A 26,460-nucleotide genomic window follows, 5' to 3' on the forward strand; every position below is an offset into this window, starting at 1 on the left:
CCAGAGCCCTCCCGCGCGGGATGCGCCAGCTTGCCGCAGGTCTCACTCGCCCAAAAGCTCCCGCGGCACCGCAAAGTCGATCACCTTGCCGCTGCTCCAGGATAGATCCCGCCAGTTCTCAATGTCGAACTCCGCCACCAGCGTCGCACCCGTCGGGTAGTCGTCGAACCGCGCATGGTCCGGCGGGCTGGACACGATGGTATGGGCAAAGGCGGCAATGCCGGGATTGTGGCCGACCAGCATGACCCGCGGTTTCTCCGCCTGGCTCAGCACCTTGAACAGGATGTCCGAATTGGCGTGATACAGCCGCTCGGTGAAAGTTGCAGGCACCCCCAGTTCCATCAGCTCGCAGGTCTCGCGGGTGCGCTGGGCAGAGGAGGAGATGATCTGATCCGGCAGGTAGCCGCATTCCCGCATCCAGGCGGCAATGGCCGGGGCTGAGCGGCGCCCGCGCTTGTTCAGCGGGCGGGCGTGGTCGCTGGGCACATTGGTGTCCCAGGCGGATTTGGCGTGGCGGGTCAGGATCAGGGTGCAGGTCATTGCGGGTGAAAATGCCTCATGTGATGTGCGGTTTGTTCTGGGTCGCGGCCGGCGGTGCGGCTCAGCGGGCAGGCCCGCCGGGCAAGGCAGCCACCGGACATGCAGCCGGCGCCTGCGCTGGTGTCGAGATACGCGTGGCAGGCCGCCAGATCGTAGGGGCCTCCGTCGGCCAGGGCGCTGACGGGGCAGGCGGCAAGGCAGGGACGCGAGGGGCAGCTGTCGCAGGGAGACTGTGCCAAAGGTGCAGGGGGGATGTCAAATTCCTGTTCAAAATGAATGGCCCCCCGCAAGGAAATCATCATGCCGGCGCTATCATGCACCAGCATCTGTGACGGTGATGTGAAGAACCGCCCCGACGCCAGCGCCCAGTTGATGAAGGGCGAGTAGGGCGGGCCGCCAAAAGGGAAATAGGCGGTGCCGCCCAAATCCCTTGCCAGCGCGCCAACCACCCGCCCGGACCAGCTGTCGACTGGATCGGGCACGCTGTCCTGGTATTCGGGGCTGGTCTTGAACAGCGGCCAGAAGGCGGTGCCGGTGCCCAGCAGGATCAGGGTGCCTCCTGCCAGCGCCTGAACCGGCTGGCGCGCCGGATGCAGGGCCGCGCAGACCTCCAGCCCGGCCGCAGCGGCGGCCGTTTCGATGCTGTTCCAGGTCGGCAGGCTGCGGGGGGCGGGGGCAGGCTGGTCTGTCAGGGTCATTGGCGGTGTCCTTCCGGCGGGCTTGGGATGAGCCTAGCAGCGCCCGGAGCCTGGCCGGAGGGCAAAAAACGTCCCGCAATCGCCTGCCGGCGTCTTCCCGCCGTCCGCTGCCGCCGCGGCCGGGCACATATGCTGAAAAGCGGATTTGTGGTATCCTCCGCCCCGGGGGCATGCAGGCCGCAAAGTTCGGCATCCTGCCCAGCAGCGGCGTGCATTTTCCACCCCAGGGAGTGACCAAATGCCGAGATTTATCGTGACCGGGAACTACACGTCTTCCGCAATGAAGGCGATGATCGAGAACCCTAGCGACCGCGAGGCCGCGGCGCGGGCCCTTGTCGAGGCAGCGGGCGGCAAGCTGGAGACCTTCTATCTGACCACGGGGGACCGCGATTTTGCGATCAAGGTCACGATTGACGACATCAGCGGTCTGCTGGCGGGCCTGTTGGCAACCGGCGCCAGCGGCGCGGTCAGCAACCTCAGGACCGTGCGTGCCTTCACCTCGGATGAATTTACGGAAATTCAGAAGAAGGCGGGATCGATTGCAGGTGCCTACAAGGCGCCGGGGAGCTGAGGCCCAGCCCTCCGTTCATCTGACTGAAAATATCCCGGGGCGGATTGGCCCGGGAGAGCCAAGAGGGGCAGCGCCCCTCTTGACCTGATTTCCTGACGCCATCAGGCGCGGATCATCGAGCCTGCGCCGTGGTCGGTGTAAAGCTCCAGCAGCACCGCGTTCTGCACCCGTCCGTCGACGATAATGCAGGCGCGCACGCCGCCGCGGACCGCGTCCAGCGCGGTTTCGGTCTTGGGGATCATGCCGCCGGCGATGACGCCGCTGGCGGTCATCTCCTCGACGTCCGCGGCCTTCAGCTCGGTCACCACTTCACCCTCGGCGTTTTTGACGCCGGCCACATCCGTCAGCAGCAGCAGGCGGTCGGCCTGCAGCGCCTTGGCGATGGCGCCGGCAGCCGTGTCGCCGTTGATGTTGTAGGTCTCGCCATTCCGGCCTGCGCCGATAGGGGCAATGACCGGGATCATGTTCTTCTCAAACAGCCCGTGCAGCACCTTGGGGTCCATTTCCGCCGGCGCGCCGACAAAGCCCAGATCCGGGTCGGCCTGATCGCAGGTGATCAGGTTCGCGTCCTTGCCCGACAGGCCGACGGCGCGGCCGCCCTGGCTGTTGATCGCCTGCACGATACGCTTGTTGACGACGCCGGACAGCACCATCTCCACCACTTCCATGGTGGCGGCATCAGTGACCCGCTTGCCGTTCACGAACTCCGACTTGATCTGCAGCTTTTCCAGCATCGCGTTGATCATCGGCCCGCCGCCATGCACGATCACCGGGTTTACCCCCACTTGGCGCATCAGCACGATGTCACGGGCAAAGGTCTCCATCGCCTCGTCGCTGCCCATGGCGTGGCCGCCCAGCTTGATGACGACAATCGCCCCGGCAAAGCGCTGGAAATACGGCAGCGCGCTGGAGAGGGTTTCGGCGGTGGCAATCCAATCGCGGTTCATGTCTTGTTTCTTCATTGCTGCATCATCCCTTGGTCAGGATGTGTTACGGGGTTCCGGCGCTGCTGCCAAGGGGAGGGTTTGGCGCAGCCCGTTGCAGATGGCGGCGCGGATGCTAGGCTCGGCGCAGATTCTCTCATCAGGAGGGCGCCATGCGCCAGAAGACACTACTGCTGACAGGCGCCAGCCGCGGCATCGGCCATGCCACCGTGCGCCGGTTTAACGCCGAGGGCTGGCGGGTCATCACCTGCTCGCGCCAGCCGTTCCCGCAGGAATGCCCCTGGGGCGGCGGTCAGGAAAACCATGTGCAGCTGGACCTGTCGGACCCATCGGACACCATCAACGCGGTGGGCCGGATCCAGGAGATGCTGGACGGGCAGCTGGATGCCCTGGTCAACAACGCGGGCATCTCGCCCAAGGGGCCGGAGGGGGAGCGGCTCAGCACGCTCAACACCGACCTGATGGATTGGGGCAAGGTGTTTCACGTGAATTTCTTTGCCTCAGTGGTTCTGGCGCGCGGCCTGAAGGACGAACTGGCGGCGGCCAAGGGATCGGTGGTCAACGTGACCTCGATCGCGGGCAGCCGGGTGCATCCCTTTGCCGGGGCTGCCTATGCCACCTCCAAGGCGGCGCTGGCGGCGCTGACGCGGGAGATGGCGCATGATTTCGGGCCGATGGGGGTGCGGGTCAACGCGATTGCGCCGGGGGAGGTGGAAACTTCGATCCTGTCGCCCGGCACCGAGAAGATCGTCGAGAAGCTGCCGATGCAGCGGCTGGGCCAGCCGGAGGAGGTCGCCTCAGCGATCTATTTCCTGTGCTCGGAGGGCAGTTCCTACATCTCCGGTGCCGAGATCGAGGTGAACGGCGCGCAGCATGTGTAGTTGCAGATCTACCGCCTGGCCGTGAGGCCGGGCAGCGCCCGCCCCGCCCTCCGTCATGCCGGAGGCGTGCTTCCAGCACGACGGGGCGGGCGCTTCGCTTCCCACCCCGCCGGGACGGGCGCTGCCCTCCGTTTTTCTTCAACTCACCGCGCGTTTCAGCACCGGCAGGTTGCCGAGCAGCAGCACGTCGAACGCCAGCGCGGCCAGCAGCGCCAGGCCGGTCAGCGGGAAGGCCAGCGAGACCAGCACCGCGATCAGCGCGGCACCTTTCCAGAACGGCATCTCTGCCGGTTCCGGCGGGGCGGCGAGGCGGGCGGCACCGGCGGGGCGGCGCTTGACCCACATCACCAGACCGGAGACGCAGACAAAGATCACCGCGAGGCAGAACACCACGTTCAGCACGAAGCTCCAGGTGCCCATCAGACCCATGTGGAAGGGGATGCTGACCGCCATCGCCTTACCCGCGAGCGAGTAGTCGTCGTATTTCACATCCGCCAGGATCTTGCCGCTGTACTGGTCCACATGCACGGTGCGGTCGATGAAGGGGCTGTCGCCGTCGCCGCTCATGCTGTCGCGGTTGAGGGTCCAGACGCCTGTTTCGCCGCCGGGGTAGGCGAGGCGGAAGCGGCCCTCCATGCCCAAGGCACGGCCCAGGGCGATCAGGCTGGCGGCATCCACAGGCGCGCCATCGGTGACGCCGGTGATCCCGGCGACAGAGCCGGAAGCGGGCATCGGGGTCTGCTCCAGCGCCCAGGGGACATCGTTGGTATGCCCATGGTTCATGCTGGCGTGGATGTCGTCCGACAGGGGGACGTTGTCCCACTTGGCTGCCGGGAAGGTGCTCCAGGCCTGCATCATCTGGCCGCCCCAAATGCCGGTCCACGACAGGCCCGAGATCAGGAAGATGACCAGCAGGGCTGACATCCAGAAGCCGGTCACCGCGTGCAGGTTCTTCCACAAAGCGCGGCCGCGGGCGCGGAGGTTGGGGACAAAGGCGCTGATGGCATTGCCGCGCGGCCACCACAGGTACAGCCCGGTCAGCACCAGTACGATGCCGAGGCCCGCGGCGATCTCAATCAGCCGGTCGCCGGTGTCGCCGATCAGCAGGGTGGAGTGGATGTTGTCGGCCAGATCGTACCAGCCTGCACGGCGGTCCCAGACCTCGATCACCTCGCCGGTGTACTGATCCAGTGCGACGAGGCGCTGGCCGTCATCTGTTTTCACCCGGAACACCGCGGCCAGATCGGGGGCCTTGGGGCCGATCCACTCGGCGATGGTGCCGGGCTGGGCGGCCAGAACGGCGGCCTCCTGCTCAGGCAGGCTCAGCTCGGCGGCGCCGTGGGTGACGGTGATCTTCTCGCCGTCGCGGCCGTCGAATTGGGTGATGAACATCATCATCAGGCCGGTGACGGCCAGCATGATCAGGAAGGGGATCACAAACAGGCCGGCATAGAAATGCCAGCGCCAGACGGCGGCGTAGAATTTTTGGGAAAGCGGGCGCGTTTGGCCCGCGGATTGCGGTTGGCTGGTCGCCATTGGGTCTCTCCATATCGGAACAGGGCCGGGCGCGCGGGGCGCCGGCGAAAATGTCAGGTTTGTTCAGAAAGTCAGGAGAGCGCGGGCGGACCGCGGGCGTCGTAGCGCCAGTGGAAGCCGGCAGTGTGATGGGTGAAAGCCTCGCGCGACCAGCGGCCGCTGAGAGGTGTGTCCAGGTTCAGATCAATCAGGCTGTCCGGCAGCAGCGCCACCGCGCCAAGCGCGGCGAAGGGACAGCTGCGGTCTTCCATCTGCTCGGCGGGCGCATGGGGTTCGCCGCTGTCCAGGTCAACCCAGGTTTCCACCGGCCCGTGGCCGGTACAGATCACCAGCAGCACCTTGCCGTCCTGCGCCGAGGCCGGCATCCAGCCGGAGGGGATCAGCCCGGCCACGGCCAGGGCGATCACAACCAGCAGGGAGGGCAGGCGGCTGAGCACGGGTGTTACAGCCCCGCGATGATGGAGCGCAGGGTGGCGATGCCGTCGCCCTTCTCGGAGGAGGTCAGCACGATCTCGGGGTAGGCGGCGGGGTGTTTCGCCAGCGCGCCCTTGACCTGCTCCAGCACCTTGGCGCGGTCCTTTTCCTTGACCTTGTCGGCCTTGGTCATCACGCATTGGAAGGTGACGGCGGAGCTGTCCAAGAGCTTCATGATCTCGTCATCCACCGCCTTCACGCCATGGCGGCTGTCGATCAGCACAAAGGCGCGGCGCAGGTTCTGGCGGCCCGACAGATAGCGTTTCAAGAGTTTCTGCCATTGCTCCACCACCTTGAGCGGCGCATTGGCATAACCATAGCCGGGCAGGTCGACCAGATAGAGGTCGGGGCCTTGGGTGAAGAAGTTGATCTCCTGGGTGCGGCCCGGTGTGTTGGAGGCGCGCGCAATGCCCTTGGTGCCGGTCAGTGCGTTGATCAGGCTCGACTTGCCGACGTTGGAGCGTCCGGCAAAGCAGACCTCCACCCGGTCGGCATCCGGCAGGCCGTTCATCGCGACCACGCCTTTCAGGAACTCGGTCTCGCCCGCAAACAGCTTGCGGCCCTTTTCAGCGGAAATGTCGTCCGGCGCTTCGGCCAGGGAAAATTGCATCTGCATCACAGCACCTTTACCGCGTCGCCCAGGCGGATTTCGCCGCCGCGCACCACCTCGGCGTAGACCGAGAAATCCTGGTGGCCCCAATTCTCTTTCAGGGTCTTGAGCGTATCGGCGTCGCGTTCGCCGGTTTCGGGGTTGGCGGTGGTCGCCAGGCAGCGCACCACCCGCTCGCGCACCGCAAAGACGGCCGCGCCGATCTGCACCTCGCGGCCCAGCCATTCGTTTTCGGCCCAAGGATCATCCAGGTCGAACCAGATGTTGCCGCGCCAGCGCAGGGGAGAGAGTTCGTGCCCAATGGCCTGCTCTACCGCGCGGTGGGAAGCCCAATTGCACAGGGAGACCGAGGGGAAGTCAGTGTCAGTCATGCCGCGGCCCGGCACCCGGATGATGCGGGCTGAGGCGCGGGCGGTAGCGGGCAGCAGCGGCTTTTCCCAATCAAGAAAGCGCTGCAGGTCCGCCGGATTTTCGGGATCAAAGGTAAAGTCGGGCCGCTGCGGGTGGGTCAGCGTGAGAAGCCCGGTAGCGTCCTCCAGCCGCGCGTTGATGGCCATCAGGGCAGGGGACTGCGACCCGCGGGAGAAGTTGCCGCAGACCACCCATTTGCTGCCGTCGGCCTTGGACTGTTCGTTTGCAACCGCCCAAACACGGTCGCCGGGCATGGTCTGCCCGGCGATCATGGTGACGCTTTCCAGTGCCTCCCGCCCATGGGATTTGAGCGGGTGGCGCCAGATGTCTGTGACCTTTGCGGTCATTCCTTCTCAGCCTTCGGCTTCTTTTTGAAGCTCGACTTGATGTTGCCGAACACGTCCGGTTTGTAGCCGTGGCTGCGCATGATCAGGTACTGCTGGCTGAAGGTGATCGTGTTGTTGGCGATCCAGTAGACCACCAGGCCGGAGGCGAAGCCGCCGAGCATGAACATGAACACCCAAGGCATCCAGGCAAAGATCATCTGCTGGGTCGGGTCGGTGGGCGCCGGGTTCAGCTTTTGCTGCAGCCACATCGAGATGCCGAGCAGGATCGGCAGGATGCCGATGAAGACCAGGGCCAGGATGCTTTCCGGTGCCGGGGAGGCGAAGGGCAGCAGACCGAACAGGTTCATGATCGAGGTCGGGTCCGGCGCGCTGAGATCCTGGAAGGGGCCGAAGAAGGGTGCGTGGCGCAGTTCCAGGGTGACGAAGATCACCTTGTAGAGCGAGAAGAAGATCGGGATCTGGATCAGGATCGGCAGACAGCCCGCGGCGGGGTTCACCTTCTCCTTCTTGTAGAGCTCCATCATCTCCTTTTGCATCTTCTGGCGGTCGTCGCCGGCGCGCTCCTTGAGCTTTTCCATCTCCGGCTGAAGCTCTTTCATCTTCGCCATGGAGGCATAGGATTTATAGGCCAGCGGGAACACCAGGATCTTGATCACCACCGTGAGGCCGATGATCGCCCAGCCCATGTTGCCGATCAGGACGTTCAGGTTGTGCAGCAGCCAGAACATCGGCTTGGTCAGGAAGAAGAACCAGCCCCAGTCGATCACGTCCAGGAAGCCCTCGATGCCTCCCTTTTCATAGCCGCGGATGGCGTCCCATTCCTTGGCGCCGGCAAACAGCTGGGTGGTCACTTCGGAGGACTGGCCCTCGGCCACGGTGACGGTCGGCAGCACGATGTCGGTCTGGTAGATCTCGCGGCGCTCGTCGAACTTGGCGATGGAGCGGAAACCCTGGCCCGGTGCGGGCACCAGGGTGGACATCCAGTAGTGATCGGTGAAGCCGATCCAGCCGTTGGCTTCGACCTGCTTGACGCTGGACTTGGAACCGTCGCGTGGATCGGGCTCGAAATCGGCCATGTCGTCATAATCGGTCTCGGCCAGCTCGCCATCGGTCATGCCGACCAGGCCCTCGTGCAGGATGAAGAAGTTCTTCAGCCCCTCGGGCTGGCCGTGGCGGGCCAGGGTGCCGTAGGGCGCCAGCGACACGGTGCCGCCGGAGGCGTTGGCAACCGACTGGGTGACCGAGAACATGTAGTCCTCATCCACCGCGATGGTGCGGGAGAAGGTCAGGCCCTTGCCGTTGTCCCAGGTGAGCGTCACCGGGCTGTCCGCGGACAGGGTGGCGCCGTCCGGGGCAGACCAGATGGTGTTGGCGCCCGGCACGTCGTTCAGGGTCAGGCCCGCACCCGGGGCCCAGCCGTAGAGCGCGTAATAGGCGCCGGCCTCGCCCACCGGTTTCAGCAGCTTGACGATCGGGGAGCCTTCATCCAGCGTCTCGCGGTAGTCCTTCAGCGACAGGTCGTCGATCCGGCCGCCCTGCAGCGAGATGCTGCCGGTGACGCGGGGCGTGTCGATGGCGACGCGCGGCGCATCCGGGGCGGCGGCGTCTTCCGGGGCAGCCTCGGCCACGGCATCGGCACCAGCGGCGCTGGGCGCTGCGGCGGTGTCGCCCGCCGGGGCGGTTTCAGTGACCGCGGTTTCCGGCGCTTGTTCCGGTTCCGGCGGCGGGAAGAAAGTATACCACCCGAGGATCACCAGAAAGCTGAGTACGGTTGCGAGAATAAGATTTTTGTTCTGATCGTCCATTGGGGACTGCCACCTCGTGTAGGGAAGGACACGTGGGGTTCAACAGAGGTGGGCCGCAAAGGTCAAGCAGAATCGCGGTGCAGCGGCGCGTCAAAGGGCACCGCTGCGGCAGAAAATCAAAGGAATTGAGCGTTCAGGGGGGCTGTCAGGGCGTTTGGCGGCCAATCGCGGGCGCATCCTGCAGCTTGGCCTCATGCGCGGCGATCCAATCAAGCGTCTGGTCGAACGGCATCGGGCGGCCGATGCCAAAGCCCTGCACATGGCCGCAGCCCAGCTGTGCCAGCAGCGCGTGCTCGCCTGCGGTTTCCACCCCTTCGGCCAGGGTCTCCAGCTCTAGCCGCTCGGCCATGGTCAGAATGGCAGAGATCAGTTTCTGCTGCTCCGGGTCCTGATCGGCCTTCATCACAAAGGACCGGTCGATCTTGATGCGGGAGATATTGAAGCGGCGCACCGCGGAGATCGAGGCATGGCCGGTGCCGAAATCGTCGAGGTCGATCGGGCAGCCCATCTCGCTGAGGGAGAGGATATTGCGGGTGACCACATCGTCGGGCTGATCGGTCATCACGGTTTCCAGGATTTCCACGCAGAGCCGGTCCGCGGGCAGGCCGAAACGCTCCAGCTCCCATTTGACGCGGCCTGCAAGGCCCGGGTTGCGCAGCTCCTGGGTGGCGAAGTTGACGCCGACGCAAGGCACTTTCACCCCGGCCTCGTCCCAGGCCCTGATGGCGACCAGCGCGTTATAGAGCATCACCTGGCTCAGCCGGTCCATCAGCCCGGCCTCCTCCAGCGCGGGCAGGAAGGTGGAAGGCGGGATCAGCCCCTGCACCGGGTGCAGCCAGCGGGCCAGCGCCTCAAACCCCGAAACCCGGCCGGTGTCGGTGCAGATCTGCGGCTGGAACCAGGCCTGGATCTGGCCGGTTTCCAGTGCCGCTGCGGCTTCGTCGCGCAGGCTGGAGCGGCTGCTGGCGTGGCCGGGCATATCGGCGGAATAGGCGCGGATGCCGCCGGGGCCGTTGCTTTGCGCCTCCGACAGGGCGGCGATGGCGGCGTTGTTCCATTCGGCGCTGGTGCTGCCGGGCGCCCGGTTGTGCTGGCAGAAGCCAAGCGAGGAGGTCATGTAGAGAGTGGTGCCGTCCAGCGCCACCGGCTCCTCCGTCGCGGATTGCATCCGCCCGGCCAGCTGAATGCACAGCTCCAGATCCAGTTGCAGGGTCGGTGCCAGGCAGACCGCAAAGCGGCTGTCGCCGATCCGGGCGATGATGTCGTTCTGGCGCAGCGCCGACACGATTTGCGCGCCGCAATGCTGCATGATCCGGTCGCCGGCCTCCTGCCCGTGGCGGTCGGTCAGCTCCTTGTAGTCGTCAAGCTCCAGCACGAAGATGGCAGAGCGCAGGCCGCCCTCGCTGCATTCCGTGTGGATCCGGGCGGCCTCCTGCTCAAACCCGTCGCGCAGGATCATGCCAGTGACAGCGTCGCGCGGCACAGTGTTGCCGCGCTTGCTGAAGCCGCCGGCAGCGGCAATCAGCACGGGCAGGCCCAGGGCAACTGCCAGCAGCGCGGTTTCGCCGCCAAGCCAGAAAGTGGCAAGTGTCAGGGCAGGCAGAAAGGCCAGCATCGCAGGTCCCGCAAGAGCGGGGGCAAGGGTCTGCCTGAGGCGTGCCAAAATGCCTGAACCCGTATTTGTCATTCCCAGACCTTTCGTCTGCAGCCGTTCGTTCGGCCCTGAGACTAAGGTGCTGATATAACCCGGGAGTTAACGCAGCTGGGGAATTTCCGGATTTTCGTCCGCGGAATCGGCAATCTTCAGCTCAAGCCCCGCGAAATCGAACAGTTTCGGGTCCAGAAGATGCGAGGGCCGTGCATTCATCAGTGCCCGGAACATCACCTGGCGGCGGCCCGGCGAGTTTGATTCCCACTGGTCCAGGATCTGTTTCACCTGCTGGCGCTGCAGCCCGTCCTGGCTGCCGCAGAGGTCGCAGGGGATGATCGGATAGTTCATGGAACGCGCAAATTTCTCGCAGTCAGCCTCTGCCACATGGGCCAGGGGGCGGAACACGAACAGGTCGCCTTCCTCATTGACCAGTTTGGGCGGCATGGTCGCCAGGCGGCCGCCGTGAAACAGGTTCATGAAGAAGGTTTCCAGGATGTCGTCGCGGTGATGGCCCAGCACCACGGCGGAGCAGCCTTCCTCCCGCGCAATGCGGTAGAGGTTGCCGCGGCGCAGACGCGAGCAGAGCGCGCAGTAGGTGCGCCCTTGCGGCACCTTGTCGACGACGATGGAATAGGTGTCCTGATATTCGATCCGGTGCGGCACGCCCATCTTTTCCAGGAACTCCGGCAGCACCGTCGCCGGGAAGCCGGGCTGGCCCTGATCGAGGTTGCAGGCCAAGAGGTCCACCGGCAGCAGTCCGCGCCATTTCAGCTCATAAAGAACGGCCAGCAGGGTATAGCTGTCTTTGCCGCCCGACAGGCAGACCAGCCACTTGGGCGTGCTGCCGTCCTCGCGGCGCTCCACCATGCCGTATTGCTCAATCGCCTCGCGCGCGTAGCGCACGATGCGCTTCCTGAGTTTCTTGAACTCAGTGGTCGAGGGGGCGCCGGCAAACAGCGGGTGGATTTCGTCCAGATCATCATCAAGCATGCGCGCGCCCTAGCCGAGGACGGGCGTTTTGCCAAGGAAAAAAGGCGTGCGAGGGATCAGTCCCTTTTCTCCGGCACCGGGTCATAGCCGTCGCCGCCGAACGGGTGGCAGCGGCCAATCCGCCGCGCGGTCAGCCAGGCGCCTTTGATGGCGCCGTGTTTCTCCAGCGCTTCCAAAGCATAAGCCGAGCAGGTGGGCTGGTAGCGGCAGTTGAAGCCGACCCAAGGCGAGAACAGCAGCCGGTAGGCGCGCACAGGCAGGGCTAGGATATGGGCCAGCGGGGTCATGGCGGATAGATAGGGGCAGAGCGGCCTAGTGGCAATGCGGTCAAAGGCCGGGGCGGTTACTGGCCGTGGATCTTTTTTAATGCATAGATCAGGTCGCGCTTCAGCTCCTCGAACGGGCGCTGGGCGGTCTCAATCGCGCGGCCGATCAGCACGTAATCCCAGCCGGGGCGGCCATGGGTGGGCAGAATCATCCGCGCGGCCTCGCGCAGGCGGCGCTTGGCACGGTTGCGGGCGACCGCATTGCCGACTTTCTTGGAACAGGTGAAGCCCATGCGGATGCCACCGTCATCGTGGCGGTTCCGGCCCTGCACCATCATCGCCTTGGTGCCCTGCTTGCGGGCAGGGGGGCGGGCGCAGGCGAGGAAATCACGGCGCTTGGCCATGACCTCGATCTTTTGGGTGTCAGGCGGACAAACGGACACCGCCGGAGGCGTGTCCCCGCGGGCAGCGTTGCCGTCCTTGGGGGCCTCCGGCGGTGTCATGTCCGTCAGAACAGGAACTGAGCTTATGCGCTCAGTTCTTTACGGCCGCGGGCGCGGCGTGCGTTCAGGATCTTGCGGCCTGCCTTGGTGGCCATGCGCGCACGGAAGCCGTGGCGGCGTTTGCGAACCAGGTTCGAAGGCTGATAGGTGCGTTTCATCGCTCCGGTCTCCACATTTTTTCTTCGGGTGCGCGGAATCGCCCGCCCGGGGTCTATCTCGAAGCCCGGTCTTTAGGAGGGAATGGCGGGTAAGTCAAACCCTGCGGGGCGGGTTTTCGGGGAGATATGCAACATTTCTGCCAAAAACCGCGCCGGAGCGGCCTCCGGGCAGGGGGGATGTAACATCGGGGCAGTGATTCTGCCACAAAGCTCACGAATCCGGGGCAGGCGATCAAGCGCCTGTGATCCGGGGCTGCCGGACCTCGCGCAGGGGCCATTTTATGCGTAGCAACAAAGAGCTTCATTTGAGACGGACCGATGAGTGACATGACAGAGACACCGGAAACAGGCCCCCAGCCCAAGGAACAGGACGGCGCCAAGCCGGGCCTGGCGCGGCATCTGCCGCTGATTGCGGTGGTGGCGGTGGCGCTGATCGGCGCGGTGGTGCTGAAGGATTACCTGACCTTCGACACGCTGCGCGACAACAGGGAGGCGCTGATGGCGTTCCGGGATCAGAACTACCTGGGGCTGGTTGCGCTGTTCATGGGGATCTACATCGTGATCGTGGTGTTCTCGCTGCCCGGTGCGGCCGTGGCTTCGGTGACGGGCGGCTTTCTGTTCGGGCTGGTTTCGGGGACGGCATTCAATGTGGTCTCTGCCACCATAGGCGCTGCGGGCATCTTCCTGGCGGCGCGCATGGGGCTGGGGGCCTGGCTCACTGCCAAGATCGAAGCGGCAGAGGGCCGGGTGCAGATGCTGAAACAGGCGCTGCGCGAAAATGAGGTCGAGGTTCTGCTGCTGCTGCGGCTGGTGCCGGCGGTGCCGTTTTTTGTCGCCAATCTGCTGCCCGCACTGGTGGGGGTGAAATTCCGCAACTTCCTGTGGACCACCGCGGCGGGCATCATTCCCGGTGCCATCGTGTTTACCTGGATCGGTGTCGGCGTCGGCTCTGTCTTTGACCGCGGCGGCGATCCGGACCTGAGCCTGCTGTGGGAGCCGCATGTGATCGGGCCTATCCTGGGACTGTGCGTGCTGGCGGCGATGCCGATCATCGTGAAAGCGGTGCGCGGGAACCTGCGCGGCCAAGCGAAGAAGGACAGCTGAACATGCAAAGCATCACATGCGATCTTCTGGTGATCGGGGCCGGCTCCGGCGGGCTGTCGGTGGCAGCCGGGGCCAGCCAGATGGGGGCGGATGTGGTGCTGCTGGAAGGCCACAAGATGGGCGGCGACTGCCTGAACTACGGCTGTGTGCCCTCCAAGGCGCTGCTGGCCAGTGCCAAGGCGGCCCATGGCCAGGCGCATACGGCGGCGTTCGGCGTGGCGGATCAGGTGCCGCAGGCAGATTATGCAGCGGCCAAGGATCATGTGCGCGACGTCATCGAAACCATCGCCCCGGTGGACAGCCAGGAGCGGTTTGAGGGCTTCGGCGTGCGGGTGATCCGCGAATTCGGGCATTTCGTCTCGGAAACCGAGGTGGCCGCCGGAGACTACCGCATCACAGCGCGGCGGATGGTGATTGCCACCGGTTCGGCGCCGCTGGTGCCGCCTATTCCGGGACTGGACAAGGTTCCCTATGAAACCAACGAGACACTGTTCGACCTGCGCGAGAAGCCAGAGCATCTGCTGATCATCGGCGGCGGTCCAATTGGCATGGAAATGGCGCAGGCGCATATCCGTCTGGGCTGCAAGGTCACGGTGATCGAAGGCTTCAAGGCGCTGGGCAAGGATGATCCGGAAGCGGCGGCGCTGGTGCTGGATGCGCTGCGGGAGGAAGGCGTCGAGATTGTCGAGGGCGCCATGGTCTCCCGCATTGGCGGCCAGGCCGGGGCGATTGAGGTTGAGACCAAGGACGGCAGCACCTTCAAGGGCAGCCACCTGCTGATGGCGGTGGGGCGCAAGGCCAATACGGAGCGGCTGAACCTTGCTGCGGCAGGGATCGAAACGCAGGGCAACGGCATCAAGGTCGATGAAAGCCTGCTGACCACCAACAAGCGTGTCTATGCCATCGGCGATGTGGCGGGGGGGATGCAGTTCACCCATGTGGCGGGCTATCACGCCAGCGTCATTATCCGCTCCGCCCTGTTCGGCCTGCCGTCGAAGGCGAAGACCAGCCATATCCCCTGGGCCACCTATACCGATCCCGAACTGGCACAGGTGGGACTGACCGAAATGCAGGCGCGTGATCGTTACGGGGTGAAGCTTGAGGTGGCACGGTTCGACTACCATCACAACGACCGCGCCATTGCGGAGCGCAAGACCAAAGGATTTATCAAGGTGATGGTGGTCAAGGGCCGTCCCGTGGGCGTGACCATCGCGGGCCATCAGGCGGGGGAGCACATCGCCTTGTGGTCGATGGCCATCGCCAACAACTTGAAAATGAGCCAAGTGGCTGCAATGGTTGCGCCTTATCCCAGTATGAGCGAGATTAACAAACGGGTGGCGGGGGCCTATTTCTCCCCGCGGCTGTTTGAGAGTAGCCTTGTTAAACGCGCCGTGCGCTTTGTTCAGCGCTGGATTTCATGAACTGAAGGCCGCTTCATGCTCAACACGCTCTCGGGCCGATTCCTGATCCTGACCACGGTCTTTGTGATGCTGGCCGAGGTGCTGATCTTTGTGCCGTCGATTGCGCGGTTCCGCGAAGATTACCTGGCCGACCGGCTGGAGCGGGCGCAGATCGCCTCGCTGGCGCTTTTGGCCGATGACATGCTGGAGACAGAGCTGGAAGCGGAACTGCTGGAGAACGCGGGCGTCTACAACGTGGTGCTGCGCCGCGATGAGATTCGCCAGCTGATGCTGGCCTCGCCGATCCCGCGGGAGATCACCGGCACCTTTGATCTGCGCATGGCCGGTGCCATGACCCTGATCCGCGATGCGATGATGCGGCTGGCCCGCCCGGAGAATGAGATCATCCGGGTGATCGGCGCGCCAGTGCGCGAGGCGGGGCTGCTGATCGAGGTCACGATGGAGACCGCGCCGCTGCGCACTGCAATGATCGACTACGGGGTGCGGATCCTGATCCTGTCCGCCGTGATCTCTGTCTTTACCGCGGTGCTGCTGTTCATCGCGGTGCGGATCGTGCTGGTGAAGCCGATCAAGGGCGTGGTCGGCTACATGCAGCGCTATGCGGCGGCGCCGGAGGATGCGCGCGGCATCATCCACCCGAGCTCCAGCGTGGTGGAGCTGCGCGAGGCCGAGGAGGCGCTGATGCAGCTGCAGACCGAGCTGACCCAGGCGCTGAAGCAGCGCGAGCGGCTGGCGCAGCTGGGCGGCGCGGTCGCCAAAGTCAGCCATGATTTGCGCAACATCCTGACCTCGGCGCAGCTGTTCACCGACCGCATCGAGATGAGCGAAGACCCGCTGGTGCGCCGCCTGGCGCCGAAGCTGGTGAACTCGATCACCCGGGCGGTGTCGCTGTGCGAAGGCACATTGGCCTTTGGCAAGGCAGAGGAACCGTCGCCCACATTCGGCGTGGTCTGCCTGCATGAGATCACCGCCGACATCGCCGAAAGCGAACTGCTGGCAGCGGACAGCGGCAATGTGGAGATCATCAATGCGGTGGCCAAGCCGATGATGCTGCGCGCCGACCCGGAGCAGTTGTTCCGCATCGTGCTGAACCTGGTGCGTAATGCCCGCCAGGCGATTGCAGCCAGCGGCAAGCCGGGCCGTATCACGGTGGACGCGCGCGAAGAGGACGAGGCCTGGTACATCACGGTTGCCGACACCGGGCCGGGTCTGCCGAAGAAGGCGCAGGACAATCTGTTCACGCCGTTTCAGGGCGGCATCCGCAAGGGCGGCACCGGCCTGGGGCTGGCGATTGCCGGCGAGCTGGCCCGCGGCCATGGCGGCAGCGTGAAGCTGACGCAAACCGGCCCTGAAGGCACCGTTTTCGAAATCTGCCTGCCCAAGGGTGACGGCACCCTCTGACCTCTGCGGCCGCGGTGTGCGGCAGGGCAGCAGAAAATTTTTCTTTTTGGGGTTGCGACTCCCTGATGCTAAGATTAAACCCCGCCGCAGTGGACCGATAGCTCAGCTGGATAGAGTACTTGACTACGAATCAAGGGGTCGGGGGTTCGAATCCTCCTCGGTCCGCCACTTCCTAAAATTTCAGGCGATGCCTCATAAACCCTTGTGCTGACGTGCTGCCCGGGGTGAACGGCCGATGTCCTTGCGATCAGCCTGGGTGCACAGTGTTTTGCAGGGTATCCCTATCGGCCTGAACACTTTTGGCAAACTCCATAAAGGCGCGGATCACCCGGACGTCGCGGCGCTGGGTCAGGTAGATGATGCTTTCGCTCATCTCCAGATCCGCATCGCGCAGGCCGTATTTGACCAGGCGGTTGTCATGGCCGAACTCGGCCTCGGAGACAAACCCGATGCCAGCACCGGAGGCCACAAGCTCACGCACGGCCTCGCGGCCTTCGGCGACGATCGCGGGCTTCAGGCGGATGCCGTGTTCGCGGGCGGCCATCTCCACTTTCTCACGGGTCTTGGAGCCTTCCTCGCGGAAGACCAGCGGAAGCTGCGCCAGTTCCTGGAACGAGAGAGCCGTTTGCGAAGCCATCAGCAGTCCGCGGGCGGCAAAGGCGACGATGCCGGTGGCACCGAGGTTCAGCACGCTCATGTCCTTGCCCGGAGACAGGCTGCCGGCCACGCCGATTTCGGCATTATAGGCGCGCAGCTCGTCAATGATTTCACCAGTGTTTCCGGCCCGCAGAGAGATCACGACATTCGGATAGCGTTTCTGGAACGGGCCCAGAAAACCGGTCATGTGCTGGGCGGAGTCCGCGATGATGCGCAGTTCCCCTTCCACCGCGGCGCGGGTGGCTGACAGATAGTCCCCGATCTGGGTTTCGACCTCGAAATACTGCTTGGTCAGATGCAGCAGCTCCTCGCCCGCTTCTGTCAGGAACACTCGCTTCTTCTCGCGCCGGAACAGCAGCAGATCGTGGTCCTGCTCCAGCTTGCGCACCTGTTCGGAGACCGCGGGCTGGGTCAGGCGCAGCGCCTCTGCAGCGCGGGAAAAGCCGCCCAGGAGGGCCACGTGGTGAAAGGCCTTGAGCTGTGAATGGCGCATGATCCGTTCCTGTGAGTTTGTATAGGCCTGACCTATCATTGAATTGTTTTTTGCAATTTTACATATGATTGAGGCTGGCGCAATCATGCTCTCGAACCATGCATTGGAGACAGGCAATGACCGCTTCCGCACCGCAGATTGACCCGCCTTTTCTAGGCGAACCTTACCTCCTGACCCCTGGGCCGCTGACCACATCCTATGAGGTGAAACAAGCCATGCTGCGGGACTGGGGCAGCTGGGACGACGACTTCCGCGCCATGACCCGCGACATGCGCAGCCGCCTGCTGGCGCTGTTGGGGGAGGGGGCTGGCGAATATGACTGCGTGCCGATGCAGGGCTCCGGCAGCTTTGCGGTGGAGGCGATGCTGGCGTCCTTTGTGCCGCGGGACGGTAAGGCGCTGGTGCTGGCCAATGGCGCCTACGGGCTGCGCTCGGCGCAGACGCTGCAATACCTGGGCCGCGCCTATCAGCTGCTGGACAAGGGCGATTACCTGCCGCCGCGCGGCGATGAAGTGGCGCAGATCCTGGCAAATGATCCGTCGATTACCCATGTGGTGGCGATCCACTGCGAAACCTCCTCGGGCATCCTGAACCCGGTGGAGGAGATTTCCGAGGCCGTCTATGCCGCGGGCCGCAAGCTCCTGATCGATTCGATGTCAGCGTTTGGCGCGATTGAACTGCAGCCGTCGCAGATCCGCTATGAAGCGATGGTGTCCTCGGCCAACAAATGCATTGAGGGCGTGCCGGGCTTCGGCTTTGTCATTGCCCGCAAGGCGGAGCTGGAAGCCGCCAAGGGCAACAGCCATTCGCTGTCCCTGGATGTGCATGCGCAATGGGCGCATATGGAAAAGACCGGCCAATGGCGGTTCACCCCGCCGACCCATGTGGTTGCGGCTTTCCTTGAGGCGCTCAAGGCGCATGAGGCTGAAGGCGGCGTCGCGGGGCGCGGCGGCCGCTACACCCGCAACCGTGATGTGATGGTTGCTGGCATGCGCGATCTGGGGTTCGAGACGCTGCTGCAGAACCGCTGGCTGTCGCCCATCATCGTCACATTCTTTTGCCCTGCGGATGCGAATTTCGTCTTCGACCGCTTCTACGATCTGATGAAGGAAAAGGGCTTTATCATCTATCCGGGCAAACTGACAGTTGTGGACAGTTTCCGCGTCGGCTGCATTGGGCAGATGGATGAACACGTGATGCGGCAGGTCGTGTCTGCCGCCAAGGAAACACTTGCCGAAATGGGCGTCGCCAGCGCGGCCCCGCCCGCCGCGGCGCTGGAAGAACGCGCCAAACTGGCTGCCTGAGACACAAAGGACTTCGACATATGACCATTCAATCCCCCGTCGTGGCAAACGGCCGCGCCTATGATGTGCCCAAGACCTGCGCGATTGCCATCTGTCTGGACGGCTGCGAGCCGGAGTATCTGGACAAGGCAATTGCTGACGGTCTGATGCCCACGCTCAAGCGGATGCGCGCGGAAGGCACCGACCGGCTGGCGCATTCGGTGGTGCCCTCGTTCACCAACCCCAACAACCTGTCGATTGCGACAGGCCGTCCGCCGGTGGTGCACGGGATCTGCGGCAACTACCTGATCGACCCGGACACCGGCGAAGAGGTGATGATGAACGACGTGCGCTTTTTGCGGGCGCCGACGGTGTTCAAGGCGTTCTATGACGCTGGCGCGCGGGTGGCCGTGGTCACTGCCAAGGACAAGCTGCGGGCGCTTCTGGGTGCAGGTCTGGCGTTTGGTGAGGACCGCGCCAAATGCTTCTCGGCCGAGAAATCCGACAGCTCCACCGCGGCTGAGCATGGTCAGGAGAAGGCTTCTGAGTGGCTGGGCATGGCGCAGCCGGAGGTCTATTCGGCAGAGCTGAGCGAGTTTGTCTTTGCCGCCGGTGTGAAGCTGCTGAAGGAATGGGCGCCGGATGTGATGTATTTGACCACCACCGATTATGTGCAGCACAAGTACAGCCCCGATCAGGCAGAGGCCAAGGCCTTCTATGAGATGTTCGACAAGTACCTGACGGAGCTTGACGCGCTGGGCGCTGCCATCGTGGTGACCGCCGACCACGGCATGAAGCCCAAGCACCACGCCGACGGCTCCCCCAGCGTGATCTATGTGCAGGACCTGATGGATGACTGGCTGGGCGAGGGCCAGGCCCGGGTGATCCTGCCGATCACCGACCCTTATGTGGTGCATCACGGCGCGCTCGGCTCCTTTGCCACCTGCTACTTGCCAGAGGGCGCGGACCGGGCGGAGATCATGGAGCGGCTCGCGGGTTATGACGCGATAACCGATGTGCTGACCCGCGAGGAGGCGGTGGCCCGGTTCGAGCTGCCCGCCGACCGGATCGGCGACATCATTCTGGTGTCCGGCGAGAACATCTGCATCGGCACGTCTGAGCACCGCCACGATCTGGCCGCGCTCAATGAACCGCTGCGCAGCCATGGCGGGCTGACCGAACAGGAGGTACCCTTCATCTGCAACCGCGTCCTGCCGCTGCCGGAGCGCCCGGTGCTGCGCAACTTTGATGCGTTTTTCTATGCCGCGCAGGCGGCGGCGCTGTAACCATGAAGGATCAGGCGATGAGCGATACCGAAATCCGCAACGAGGGCATGCGCATCGGCGGCGAGGTGGTCTTTACCGAGGAAACCGTGCCGGTTCTCTACCCCTATACCAACGAGGTGGTTGGCCATGTGCCGGCCGGCCAGGCCGAGCACGCCCGCAAGGCGTTTGAGATTGCCGCGAACTATACGCCCAAGCTGACCCGCTATGAGCGCAGTCAGATCCTGCAGCGGGCAGGGGAGCTGATCGGCGAGAAGCGAGAGTGGCTGGCCAAATGGCTGACGCTGGAGCTGGGCATCTGCCACCAGCACGCGATCTATGAGACCAAGCGTGCGCAGGACGTCTATCAGTTTGCCGCTGCCGAGGCGCTGAAGGACGATGGCGAGATCTTTTCCTGCGATCTGACGCACAACGGCAAGGCGCGCAAGATCTTCACCAAGCGCGAACCGGTCAAGGCGATCTCGGCGATCACCCCGTTCAACCACCCCCTGAACATGGTCAGCCACAAGATCGCGCCTGCCATTGCCACCAACAACTGCATGGTCTGTAAGCCGACCGAACTGACGCCGCTGACCTGCATTGCGCTGGCCGATATCCTGTACGAAGCGGGGCTGCCGCCGGAGATGTTCCAGGTGGTCACGGGCTGGCCCAAGGACATTGGCGACGAGATGATCACCAATGAAAACATCGACATCATCACCTTCACCGGCGGCGTGCCGGTGGGCAAGATGATTGCCGAAAAGGGCGTCTACAAGCGCCAGGCGCTGGAACTGGGCGGCAACGATCCGTTGATCGTGCTGAATGATCTGTCCGATGCCGATCTGGAAAAGGCGGCCACCATTGCCGTGGCGGGCGCCACCGGCAACTCCGGCCAGCGCTGCACCGCGATCAAGCGCATCCTGGTGCAGGAAAGTGTCGCGGAGCGCTTCGTGCCGCTGGTTCTGGAAAAAGCCAAGAAGATCAAGTTCGGCGATCCGCAGGATCCCGAGACGGAACTCGGCTGCGTCATCCACGACAAGGCGGCGGAGCTGTTCGAGAAACGTGTCTACATGGCCGAGGCCGAGGGGGCCGAGATCCTCTACCACCCTGGCCGCCAGGGCGCGCTGCTGCCGCCGATCGTGGTCGACAAGGTGCCGCACAACAGCGAGTTGGTGATGGAGGAGACCTTTGGCCCCATCGTGCCCATCGTCCGGGTGCCGGATGACGACGCTGAGGTGATGCGGATCTCCAACTCCACCGAGTTCGGGCTGTCGTCGGGTGTCTGCACCAATGATCTGAACCGGGCGATTGCCTATATCAACGGTCTGGACGTGGGCACCTGCAACATCTGGGAGCAGCCCGGCTACCGGATCGAGATGTCCCCTTTCGGCGGCATCAAGGATTCCGGCAACGGGGTCAAGGAAGGCGTTATAGAGGCGATGAAATTCTTCACCAACGTGAAGACCTACTCACTCCCCTGGCCGGAATAACACCGGCCCGCCGGGGCTGGCTCCACCTGGCCCCGGCCTTTTTAGCTTTCTCTTTTGACCCCCTGCACGGAGGCGGCACATGCTCGTCCATACGGAAGGTGAATCCAATACGTCCGAGGCCCGCAAGGCCTGGCTGAAAACATCCATCGGCCCCAATTCCGCGCCGCTGCTGGAGCGGGATGCGGATGCCTTCCTGCACCAGAGCCTATCCAGCCCCTGCGTCAGCACCATCGCCAAGGCCGAGGGTATCTGGATCGAGGATATGGACGGCCGCCGCTACATGGATTTCCACGGCAACTCTGTGCACCATCTAGGCTATGGCCACCCCAAGCTGGTCGCCGCGATCAAGCAGCAGCTGGACGACCTGCCCTTTGCACCGCGCCGCTTCACCAATGAACCCGCAGTGGAATTGGCAGAGAAACTGGCGGCAATCACCCCCGGCGATCTGGGCAAGACCCTGTTCACCACCGGCGGATCCGACGCCAACGAGGTGGCGCTGAAAATCGCCCGCGCCGCCACCGGTCGGTTCAAGACGCTCAGCTTCTGGGATGCGTTCCATGGCGCGGGGTTTGGCGCCGCCTCGGTCGGGGGGGAGGCCACCTTCCGCAGCCATATCGCAGGGCCCTTGCTGCCGGGAACGGAGCATGTGGCGCCGTTCAGCCCGTCGAACTGCGCCTATGGCCACAAGTCGCTGGAGGCCAGCGCCGAGGCCTGCGCGCGGATGATCGACTATGTGCTGGGCCGCGACGGCGACTATTGCGCCTTCATCGCCGAGGCGATGCGTGCGGTCCCGAATGTGCCGCCGCCGGGGTTCTGGAAATCGGTGCGCGAGATTTGCGACAAGCATGGCGTGCTGCTGATCCTGGATGAAATCCCCACCGGGCTGGGCAAGACCGGGCAGATGTTCTCCTTCCAGCATGACGGGATCGTGCCGGACATCCTGACGCTGGGCAAATCGCTGGGTGGCGGCATTCTGCCCATCGCTGCCTGCGTGGCGCGGCGCGATCTGGATGTCTGCGGAGATTTTGCCATCGGCCATTACACGCATGAGAAAAACCCGGTGACTGCCCGCGCCGCCCTGACCACGCTGCAGATCATTGAAGAGGAAGGGCTGGTGGAGCGTTCTGCCGATTTGGGACGCCACGCGCTGGAGCGGCTGCGCGATGCGCTGGGCCAGGTGGCCATCGTCGGCGACATCCGCGGCCGCGGGCTGATGTTCGGGGTGGAGATCGTCGAGGACCGCCAGACCATGACGCCCGGCATCACCAAGGCAGAGCAGATCTATTACGCCTGCCTTGAGGCTGGCCTCAGCTACAAGATCAGCCAGGGCAGCGTGCTGACCCTGTCGCCGCCGCTGACCATTTCCCGCGAAGATCTGGACCGGGCGCTCGATATCGTGATTGCCGCGGTGAAGGCGGCTGTCTGATCCGGCATTTCGGCGCACAGGAAAAGCCCCGCCATCGGCGGGGCTTTCCATTTGCCTGGTGCCTTGCGGTCAGTCCAGGAACCGCTTGGCGGCCGGCAGGTGCTGCATCAGCAGGTAGTAGGAGACACCGGCGGGCAGCAGGCTGGCGTACCAGGAGATGCCGGAGAAGATCAGCGCTGCTGCAACCCCGATGCCCATGGCGATGACCGCGGCCCAGTTCACGCCCTGGTAGGGGCCGGTTTCATCGTAAAGCTTGTCCAGATCCAGCTTCTGCTTGCGCAGGATAAAGTAGTCCACCACCAGGATCGCAAAGATCGGGCCCAGGAAGGCGGAATAGGTCTGGATGAACAGGCTGAGGCCAGCGGCGGATTCATCCTTGACCAGCTCCCAGGGGAAGGTGGCGAAGGCCAAGAGGCCGACGATAACGGCGGAGGTCTTGAACTTGATCTTGAAGATATCCATCAGTGCGTAGGCCGGCGGCACCACGTTGTTCAGGATGTTGGTGGTGACCTGCGCGAAGGCGATGAACAGCAGGGTGATGACCAGCAGCGGCTTGTTGTCGACAGCGCTGGAGAACACCTTGATCGGGTCGACCTCGCCGGTGGCGCCGGAGACCATCAGGCCGATCAGCCCCATAAACAGTGTCGCGGGCAGGATCGAGTTGGCATAAATTGCGACCTGGCGGAACGGGCCGACGTTGCGGCGCAGCTCGCGCGAGTAGTCGGAGACGTTCAGCATCATGGTGCTGTAGATGCCCAGGAACAGCATGGTGGCTCCCCAGAAGGGCGCGCCCCAGGTGCCTTCGACATTGACCAGATTGGCGGAGATTTCCTCGCCGTATTTGCTGATCACGCTGAAGAACATGTAGACCAGCGAGCCGATGATGAAGACGGAGCCGATGTTCTCCAGCCACTTGATGCCGTGGAAGCCCAGCACCGACAGGCCGATCTGCAGCAGCTGGAAGCCGATGAAGAACACCACGATGTTGTCGTAGCCGAACAGCGTGTCGGAGACGAGGTTCAGGGCGCCTGCGCCGATCCAGCTCTGGAAACCGAACCAGACGATGGCGGGAACGGAACGCACCAGCGCGGGGAGGCGGGTGCCGGCAAAGCCGAAGGCAGAGCGTGCCTGCACCATGAAGGGGATGCCGTATTTGTGCCCGGCCTGGCCGTTGATCATCAGCGCGAGGCCGATCACGGTGCAGCCGATAGCGATGGCGACAAAGGTTTGCAGCAGGTTCAGTGTGCCCACCAGGCCGGAGCCGATGGTGAAGGTGCCGATCGACACGCAGCCGCCCAGCCAGGCAAAGAGGTAGGACCACGGATCCATGATCCGTGTTTCCTGCGGTGCAAGGCTCTCCTCCCCGATGCCCTTGCTGCTGTGGTCCTCTGTTACACCGCCGGGGCTGGCGGCTTCCAGTTCTGCGTTCATGGTCATGTTGTCCTCCCTGACGATACCATTATTTCCGGTTGGGGCGCGCATAGGCGTTGATCTTGCTGGTCTTCAGGCCGCAGCCCGCCAGCGCCTCGATCATCCGCGTTGCCGCGCTGACCCCGTCGATGACGGGAATGCCTGTCTCCTGGCTGAGCCATTGGGTGAGGTCGGCCATGCCGGCACAGCCCAGCACCACCGCTTCGCAATGGTCCTCCTCGATGGCGCGCAGGATCTCGGCGCGGATTTTCTGGCGCGCGTCTGATCCTTCCTCCTCCAGCGCCAGCACCGGGATCGCGGCAGAGCGCACCCGGCGGCACTGGTGGCTGAGGCCGTAGCCGTGGACCAAATGTTCGATCACCGGCACTGCGCGAGGCAGAGTGGTGACCACGGTGAAAGAGGTGGCCAGCATGCTGGCCGCCTTTACCGCCGCTTCGCAAATGCCCAGCACCGGCCCGGACGCCAGCTCACGGCAGGCGCCGATGCCGGGATCGTCGAAACAGGCGACAACGATGCCGTCCACGCCCTGCTCCTCGCCCGCCGCCACCTGCGCCAGCAGGCCGGGCAGCGACATCGCCTCGTCGAAATGGCCTTCGATGCTGGCGGGCGCACCTGCTGCGGTGGCACCCATGATGGTGACACCGGGGCTGGCAGCGGCCTCCGCGGCCGCGACGATCTTCCGCGTCATCGACTCGGTCGAGTTGGGATTGACGACCAGGATTTTCATGCGCTCCTCCTTTGTTGTCATTTATTGTTAACAATATTTGATAACACGTCAAGCCGGCCACGCCGCGGCGCCATTGCCAAGCGCTCTGACGGCCCTTAAGTTGCGGCGGCGCAGGAAAACTTTTTTGAGGCTCCATGAAGGATTCTCCCGAAGATCTGATCGTGAATGCGATTCTCGACGCGATTGCCGAACAGCGGCTGCCGGCGGGCACCAAGCTGGGCGAGCAGGCGCTGAGCGATCTGTTTTCCTGCAACCGCGCCAATGTGCGCCGGGCGCTGGCCTCCTTGGCGGCGCAGCAAGTGGTGGAGCTGCGCCCGAACCGCGGCGCCTTTGTGATGACGCCTTCGCCCAAGGAGGCGCGCGACATCTTCCAGGCCCGCCGCGCCATCGAACGAACCATTGCGCGCCACGCTTCCGGGCAGGCCTCGCCAGACGACATTGCCTTTCTGCGGGGCAATATCCTGGAGGAAGCCGCGGCGCGCAGAGCGGGCGACAAGCCGACGGAGCTGCGCGCCTCGCGCCAGTTTCACATGCGGATTGCGCAGATTGCCGGCAATCTGGTGCTGGAGCGGTTCCTGTCGGAGCTGACCATGCGCAGCACGCTGATCCTGGGGCTTTACTCCCCCACCGGCAGTTCCTCCTGTGCCGAGGATGAGCACGACCGGATTGTCGATGCGCTGGAGGCCGGCAGTACCGATGAGCTGGTCCGTCTGGCCGACGAGCACCTGCGCCATCTGGAGGCAGGGCTGAACTTCGACGAGCCGCCTGCCGCACCGATGAGCCTGCAGGAGCAGCTGATGGTGCCGCGCAGCACACCGTCGGCCAAGTAAGGCAGCGCGCAGAGCGCATCTGCTGCGGTCAAACTCCCTGTCCTGACGATTCCCCTTCCAAGCCCGTGAGGTCCGCGGGGATAAATACATCCATGACGTGTGTTTCTGGTCTTTCCGGCTGATGCGCTGCGCGTTTCGCGCCCGCTAGAGTCAATGCAGGCCGGTGCCGGATGGTGCTGCAGCCATATGAACCGCCGGCGTGCCGGTGTTTATCTGATGGGAGACTGACATGACTGGATATGTGAAAAAGATGCTGTCCAAGCTGCGCCGTGATGAGCGCGGTGTGACGCTGGTGGAATACGGCATTGCCATTGCTCTGGCAGTGGCGCTGGGCGTGACCGCCCTGAGCAACCTGGCGCTGGATGTCGAAGGCGGCATGATCGCCGCGGGCAACGAAATGCCCGGCGAACGCCCTGCAACTCAGTAGGGTTTCGCCAGCAAGGCAGCACAGGCTCTGCAAGGGGGAGCAGAGCCTGTGCGCCTGAAGGCCGCCCGGCAGAAGGGCGGCGGCAAGCATGGCAGGAAGCAGAAGCCTGCGGACTCAGTCGTC

27 protein-coding genes and 1 tRNA gene are annotated in these 26,460 nt (G+C 64.2%); 12 read left to right on the forward strand and 16 right to left on the reverse strand.

All coding sequences use genetic code 11. The annotated features are described in order from the left end of the window. Positions 1-42: 42 nt before the first annotated feature. Together RA21_RS16880 and RA21_RS16885 are read right to left on the reverse strand one after the other, a co-directional pair. On the reverse strand, positions 43-540 hold the full coding sequence (locus RA21_RS16880) for a SixA phosphatase family protein (protein ID WP_039151073.1): 498 nt from the start codon (positions 538-540) through the stop codon (positions 43-45). Further along, a complete protein-coding gene (locus RA21_RS16885) occupies positions 537-1,238 on the reverse strand; it encodes a hypothetical protein (protein ID WP_039151078.1) in 702 nt (233 codons plus the stop codon). The genes RA21_RS16880 and RA21_RS16885 overlap by 4 nt, the downstream gene beginning before the upstream one ends. Before the next feature lie 238 nt (positions 1,239-1,476). Between RA21_RS16885 and RA21_RS16890 the strand changes: the two genes are divergently transcribed. Further along, entirely contained in the window at positions 1,477-1,809 is a 333-nt protein-coding gene (locus RA21_RS16890; protein ID WP_029205014.1) for a GYD domain-containing protein, read from the forward strand. Between the two features lie 101 nt (positions 1,810-1,910). On the opposite strand, the gene argB is transcribed toward RA21_RS16890, so the two are convergent. Then, the gene (gene argB / locus RA21_RS16895; RefSeq protein ID WP_019298032.1) at positions 1,911-2,771 is read right to left on the reverse strand and encodes an acetylglutamate kinase; all 861 of its coding nucleotides are present in this window, start codon (positions 2,769-2,771) and stop codon (positions 1,911-1,913) included. Between the two features lie 134 nt (positions 2,772-2,905). Here argB and RA21_RS16900 point away from each other — a divergent pair, with 134 nt between their 5' ends. After that, positions 2,906-3,634: an SDR family NAD(P)-dependent oxidoreductase gene (locus tag RA21_RS16900; RefSeq protein ID WP_019298033.1), complete on the forward strand. Its 729-nt coding sequence runs from the start codon at positions 2,906-2,908 to the stop codon at positions 3,632-3,634. A gap of 138 nt (positions 3,635-3,772) precedes the next feature. Here the strand turns inward: RA21_RS16900 and RA21_RS16905 are convergent, their stop codons facing one another. The 10 genes from RA21_RS16905 to rpmH form a co-directional block, all read right to left on the reverse strand. Then, positions 3,773-5,170, reverse strand: coding sequence for a PepSY-associated TM helix domain-containing protein (locus RA21_RS16905; protein ID WP_039151081.1), 1,398 nt, complete (start codon positions 5,168-5,170; stop codon positions 3,773-3,775). 71 nt (positions 5,171-5,241) lie between these two features. After that, positions 5,242-5,607, reverse strand: coding sequence for a DUF2946 family protein (locus RA21_RS16910; protein WP_193748086.1), 366 nt, complete (start codon positions 5,605-5,607; stop codon positions 5,242-5,244). Positions 5,608-5,612: 5 nt separating this feature from the next. Further along, positions 5,613-6,260, reverse strand: a complete 648-nt coding sequence (gene yihA, locus RA21_RS16915; RefSeq protein ID WP_039151083.1) for a ribosome biogenesis GTP-binding protein YihA/YsxC — start codon at positions 6,258-6,260, stop codon at positions 5,613-5,615. Continuing rightward, positions 6,260-7,012 carry an MOSC domain-containing protein gene (locus tag RA21_RS16920; protein WP_039151086.1) on the reverse strand — a complete coding sequence of 251 codons (753 nt, stop codon included), beginning with the start codon at positions 7,010-7,012 and terminating at the stop codon, positions 6,260-6,262. The genes yihA and RA21_RS16920 overlap by 1 nt, the downstream gene beginning before the upstream one ends. Next, entirely contained in the window at positions 7,009-8,817 is a 1,809-nt protein-coding gene (gene yidC / locus RA21_RS16925; RefSeq protein WP_039151089.1) for a membrane protein insertase YidC, read from the reverse strand. Before yidC ends, RA21_RS16920 begins: the two co-directional genes overlap by 4 nt. A 145-nt stretch (positions 8,818-8,962) precedes the next feature. Further along, positions 8,963-10,504 carry a putative bifunctional diguanylate cyclase/phosphodiesterase gene (locus RA21_RS16930; RefSeq protein ID WP_039151092.1) on the reverse strand — a complete coding sequence of 514 codons (1,542 nt, stop codon included), beginning with the start codon at positions 10,502-10,504 and terminating at the stop codon, positions 8,963-8,965. A gap of 66 nt (positions 10,505-10,570) precedes the next feature. Beyond that, positions 10,571-11,458 (reverse strand): tRNA 2-thiocytidine(32) synthetase TtcA, encoded by an 888-nt coding sequence (gene ttcA, locus RA21_RS16935; protein ID WP_039151095.1) that lies wholly within the window; start codon positions 11,456-11,458, stop codon positions 10,571-10,573. 56 nt (positions 11,459-11,514) lie between these two features. Then, on the reverse strand, positions 11,515-11,745 hold the full coding sequence (gene yidD, locus RA21_RS16940) for a membrane protein insertion efficiency factor YidD (protein ID WP_039151097.1): 231 nt from the start codon (positions 11,743-11,745) through the stop codon (positions 11,515-11,517). A 56-nt stretch (positions 11,746-11,801) separates the two neighbouring features. After that, positions 11,802-12,227, reverse strand: coding sequence for a ribonuclease P protein component (rnpA, locus tag RA21_RS16945; protein ID WP_039151100.1), 426 nt, complete (start codon positions 12,225-12,227; stop codon positions 11,802-11,804). A gap of 23 nt (positions 12,228-12,250) precedes the next feature. Beyond that, positions 12,251-12,385 (reverse strand): 50S ribosomal protein L34, encoded by a 135-nt coding sequence (gene rpmH / locus RA21_RS16950; RefSeq protein WP_008554144.1) that lies wholly within the window; start codon positions 12,383-12,385, stop codon positions 12,251-12,253. Positions 12,386-12,703: 318 nt separating this feature from the next. On the opposite strand from rpmH, the gene RA21_RS16955 reads away from it, so the two are divergent. From RA21_RS16955 to RA21_RS16970, 4 genes are all read left to right on the forward strand, one after another. Then, complete coding sequence (locus tag RA21_RS16955) at positions 12,704-13,489, forward strand: TVP38/TMEM64 family protein (protein ID WP_039151103.1); 786 nt, start codon at positions 12,704-12,706, stop codon at positions 13,487-13,489. 2 nt (positions 13,490-13,491) lie between these two features. Further along, positions 13,492-14,910, forward strand: coding sequence for a dihydrolipoyl dehydrogenase family protein (locus RA21_RS16960; RefSeq protein ID WP_039151106.1), 1,419 nt, complete (start codon positions 13,492-13,494; stop codon positions 14,908-14,910). Between the two features lie 15 nt (positions 14,911-14,925). After that, positions 14,926-16,311 carry a sensor histidine kinase gene (locus RA21_RS16965; protein ID WP_039151109.1) on the forward strand — a complete coding sequence of 462 codons (1,386 nt, stop codon included), beginning with the start codon at positions 14,926-14,928 and terminating at the stop codon, positions 16,309-16,311. 91 nt (positions 16,312-16,402) lie between these two features. After that, a tRNA-Arg gene (locus tag RA21_RS16970) sits at positions 16,403-16,479 on the forward strand. A 79-nt stretch (positions 16,480-16,558) separates the two neighbouring features. On the opposite strand, the gene RA21_RS16975 is transcribed toward RA21_RS16970, so the two are convergent. Then, positions 16,559-17,461: a LysR substrate-binding domain-containing protein gene (locus RA21_RS16975; RefSeq protein WP_029205015.1), complete on the reverse strand. Its 903-nt coding sequence runs from the start codon at positions 17,459-17,461 to the stop codon at positions 16,559-16,561. A gap of 116 nt (positions 17,462-17,577) precedes the next feature. Here RA21_RS16975 and RA21_RS16980 point away from each other — a divergent pair, with 116 nt between their 5' ends. The 4 genes from RA21_RS16980 to pbfA all read left to right on the forward strand — a co-directional run bounded on the left by RA21_RS16980 (position 17,578) and on the right by pbfA (position 22,922). Next, positions 17,578-18,765 carry a 2-aminoethylphosphonate--pyruvate transaminase gene (locus tag RA21_RS16980; protein WP_039151112.1) on the forward strand — a complete coding sequence of 396 codons (1,188 nt, stop codon included), beginning with the start codon at positions 17,578-17,580 and terminating at the stop codon, positions 18,763-18,765. 20 nt (positions 18,766-18,785) lie between these two features. Beyond that, positions 18,786-20,030: a phosphonoacetate hydrolase gene (gene phnA, locus RA21_RS16985; protein WP_039151116.1), complete on the forward strand. Its 1,245-nt coding sequence runs from the start codon at positions 18,786-18,788 to the stop codon at positions 20,028-20,030. 17 nt (positions 20,031-20,047) lie between these two features. After that, positions 20,048-21,496: a phosphonoacetaldehyde dehydrogenase gene (gene phnY / locus RA21_RS16990; RefSeq protein ID WP_029205016.1), complete on the forward strand. Its 1,449-nt coding sequence runs from the start codon at positions 20,048-20,050 to the stop codon at positions 21,494-21,496. A 79-nt stretch (positions 21,497-21,575) separates the two neighbouring features. Continuing rightward, positions 21,576-22,922 (forward strand): (R)-1-hydroxy-2-aminoethylphosphonate ammonia-lyase, encoded by a 1,347-nt coding sequence (pbfA, locus tag RA21_RS16995; protein WP_039151117.1) that lies wholly within the window; start codon positions 21,576-21,578, stop codon positions 22,920-22,922. A gap of 69 nt (positions 22,923-22,991) precedes the next feature. Here pbfA and RA21_RS17000 read toward each other — a convergent pair whose 3' ends face one another. Then, the gene (locus tag RA21_RS17000) at positions 22,992-24,359 is read right to left on the reverse strand and encodes an NCS1 family transporter (protein WP_019298051.1); all 1,368 of its coding nucleotides are present in this window, start codon (positions 24,357-24,359) and stop codon (positions 22,992-22,994) included. Between the two features lie 22 nt (positions 24,360-24,381). After that, positions 24,382-25,080 (reverse strand): aspartate/glutamate racemase family protein, encoded by a 699-nt coding sequence (locus RA21_RS17005; protein WP_039151269.1) that lies wholly within the window; start codon positions 25,078-25,080, stop codon positions 24,382-24,384. Positions 25,081-25,214: 134 nt separating this feature from the next. Here RA21_RS17005 and RA21_RS17010 point away from each other — a divergent pair, with 134 nt between their 5' ends. Together RA21_RS17010 and RA21_RS17015 are read left to right on the forward strand one after the other, a co-directional pair. Then, a complete protein-coding gene (locus tag RA21_RS17010) occupies positions 25,215-25,910 on the forward strand; it encodes a GntR family transcriptional regulator (protein ID WP_039151119.1) in 696 nt (231 codons plus the stop codon). Positions 25,911-26,139: 229 nt separating this feature from the next. Next, the gene (locus RA21_RS17015; protein WP_019298054.1) at positions 26,140-26,337 is read left to right on the forward strand and encodes a Flp family type IVb pilin; all 198 of its coding nucleotides are present in this window, start codon (positions 26,140-26,142) and stop codon (positions 26,335-26,337) included. The last annotated feature ends 123 nt before the right edge of the window (positions 26,338-26,460 follow it).

The sequence above is a fragment of the Leisingera sp. ANG-DT genome, assembly GCF_000813785.1.
Taxonomy (GTDB): Bacteria; Pseudomonadota; Alphaproteobacteria; order Rhodobacterales; family Rhodobacteraceae; genus Leisingera.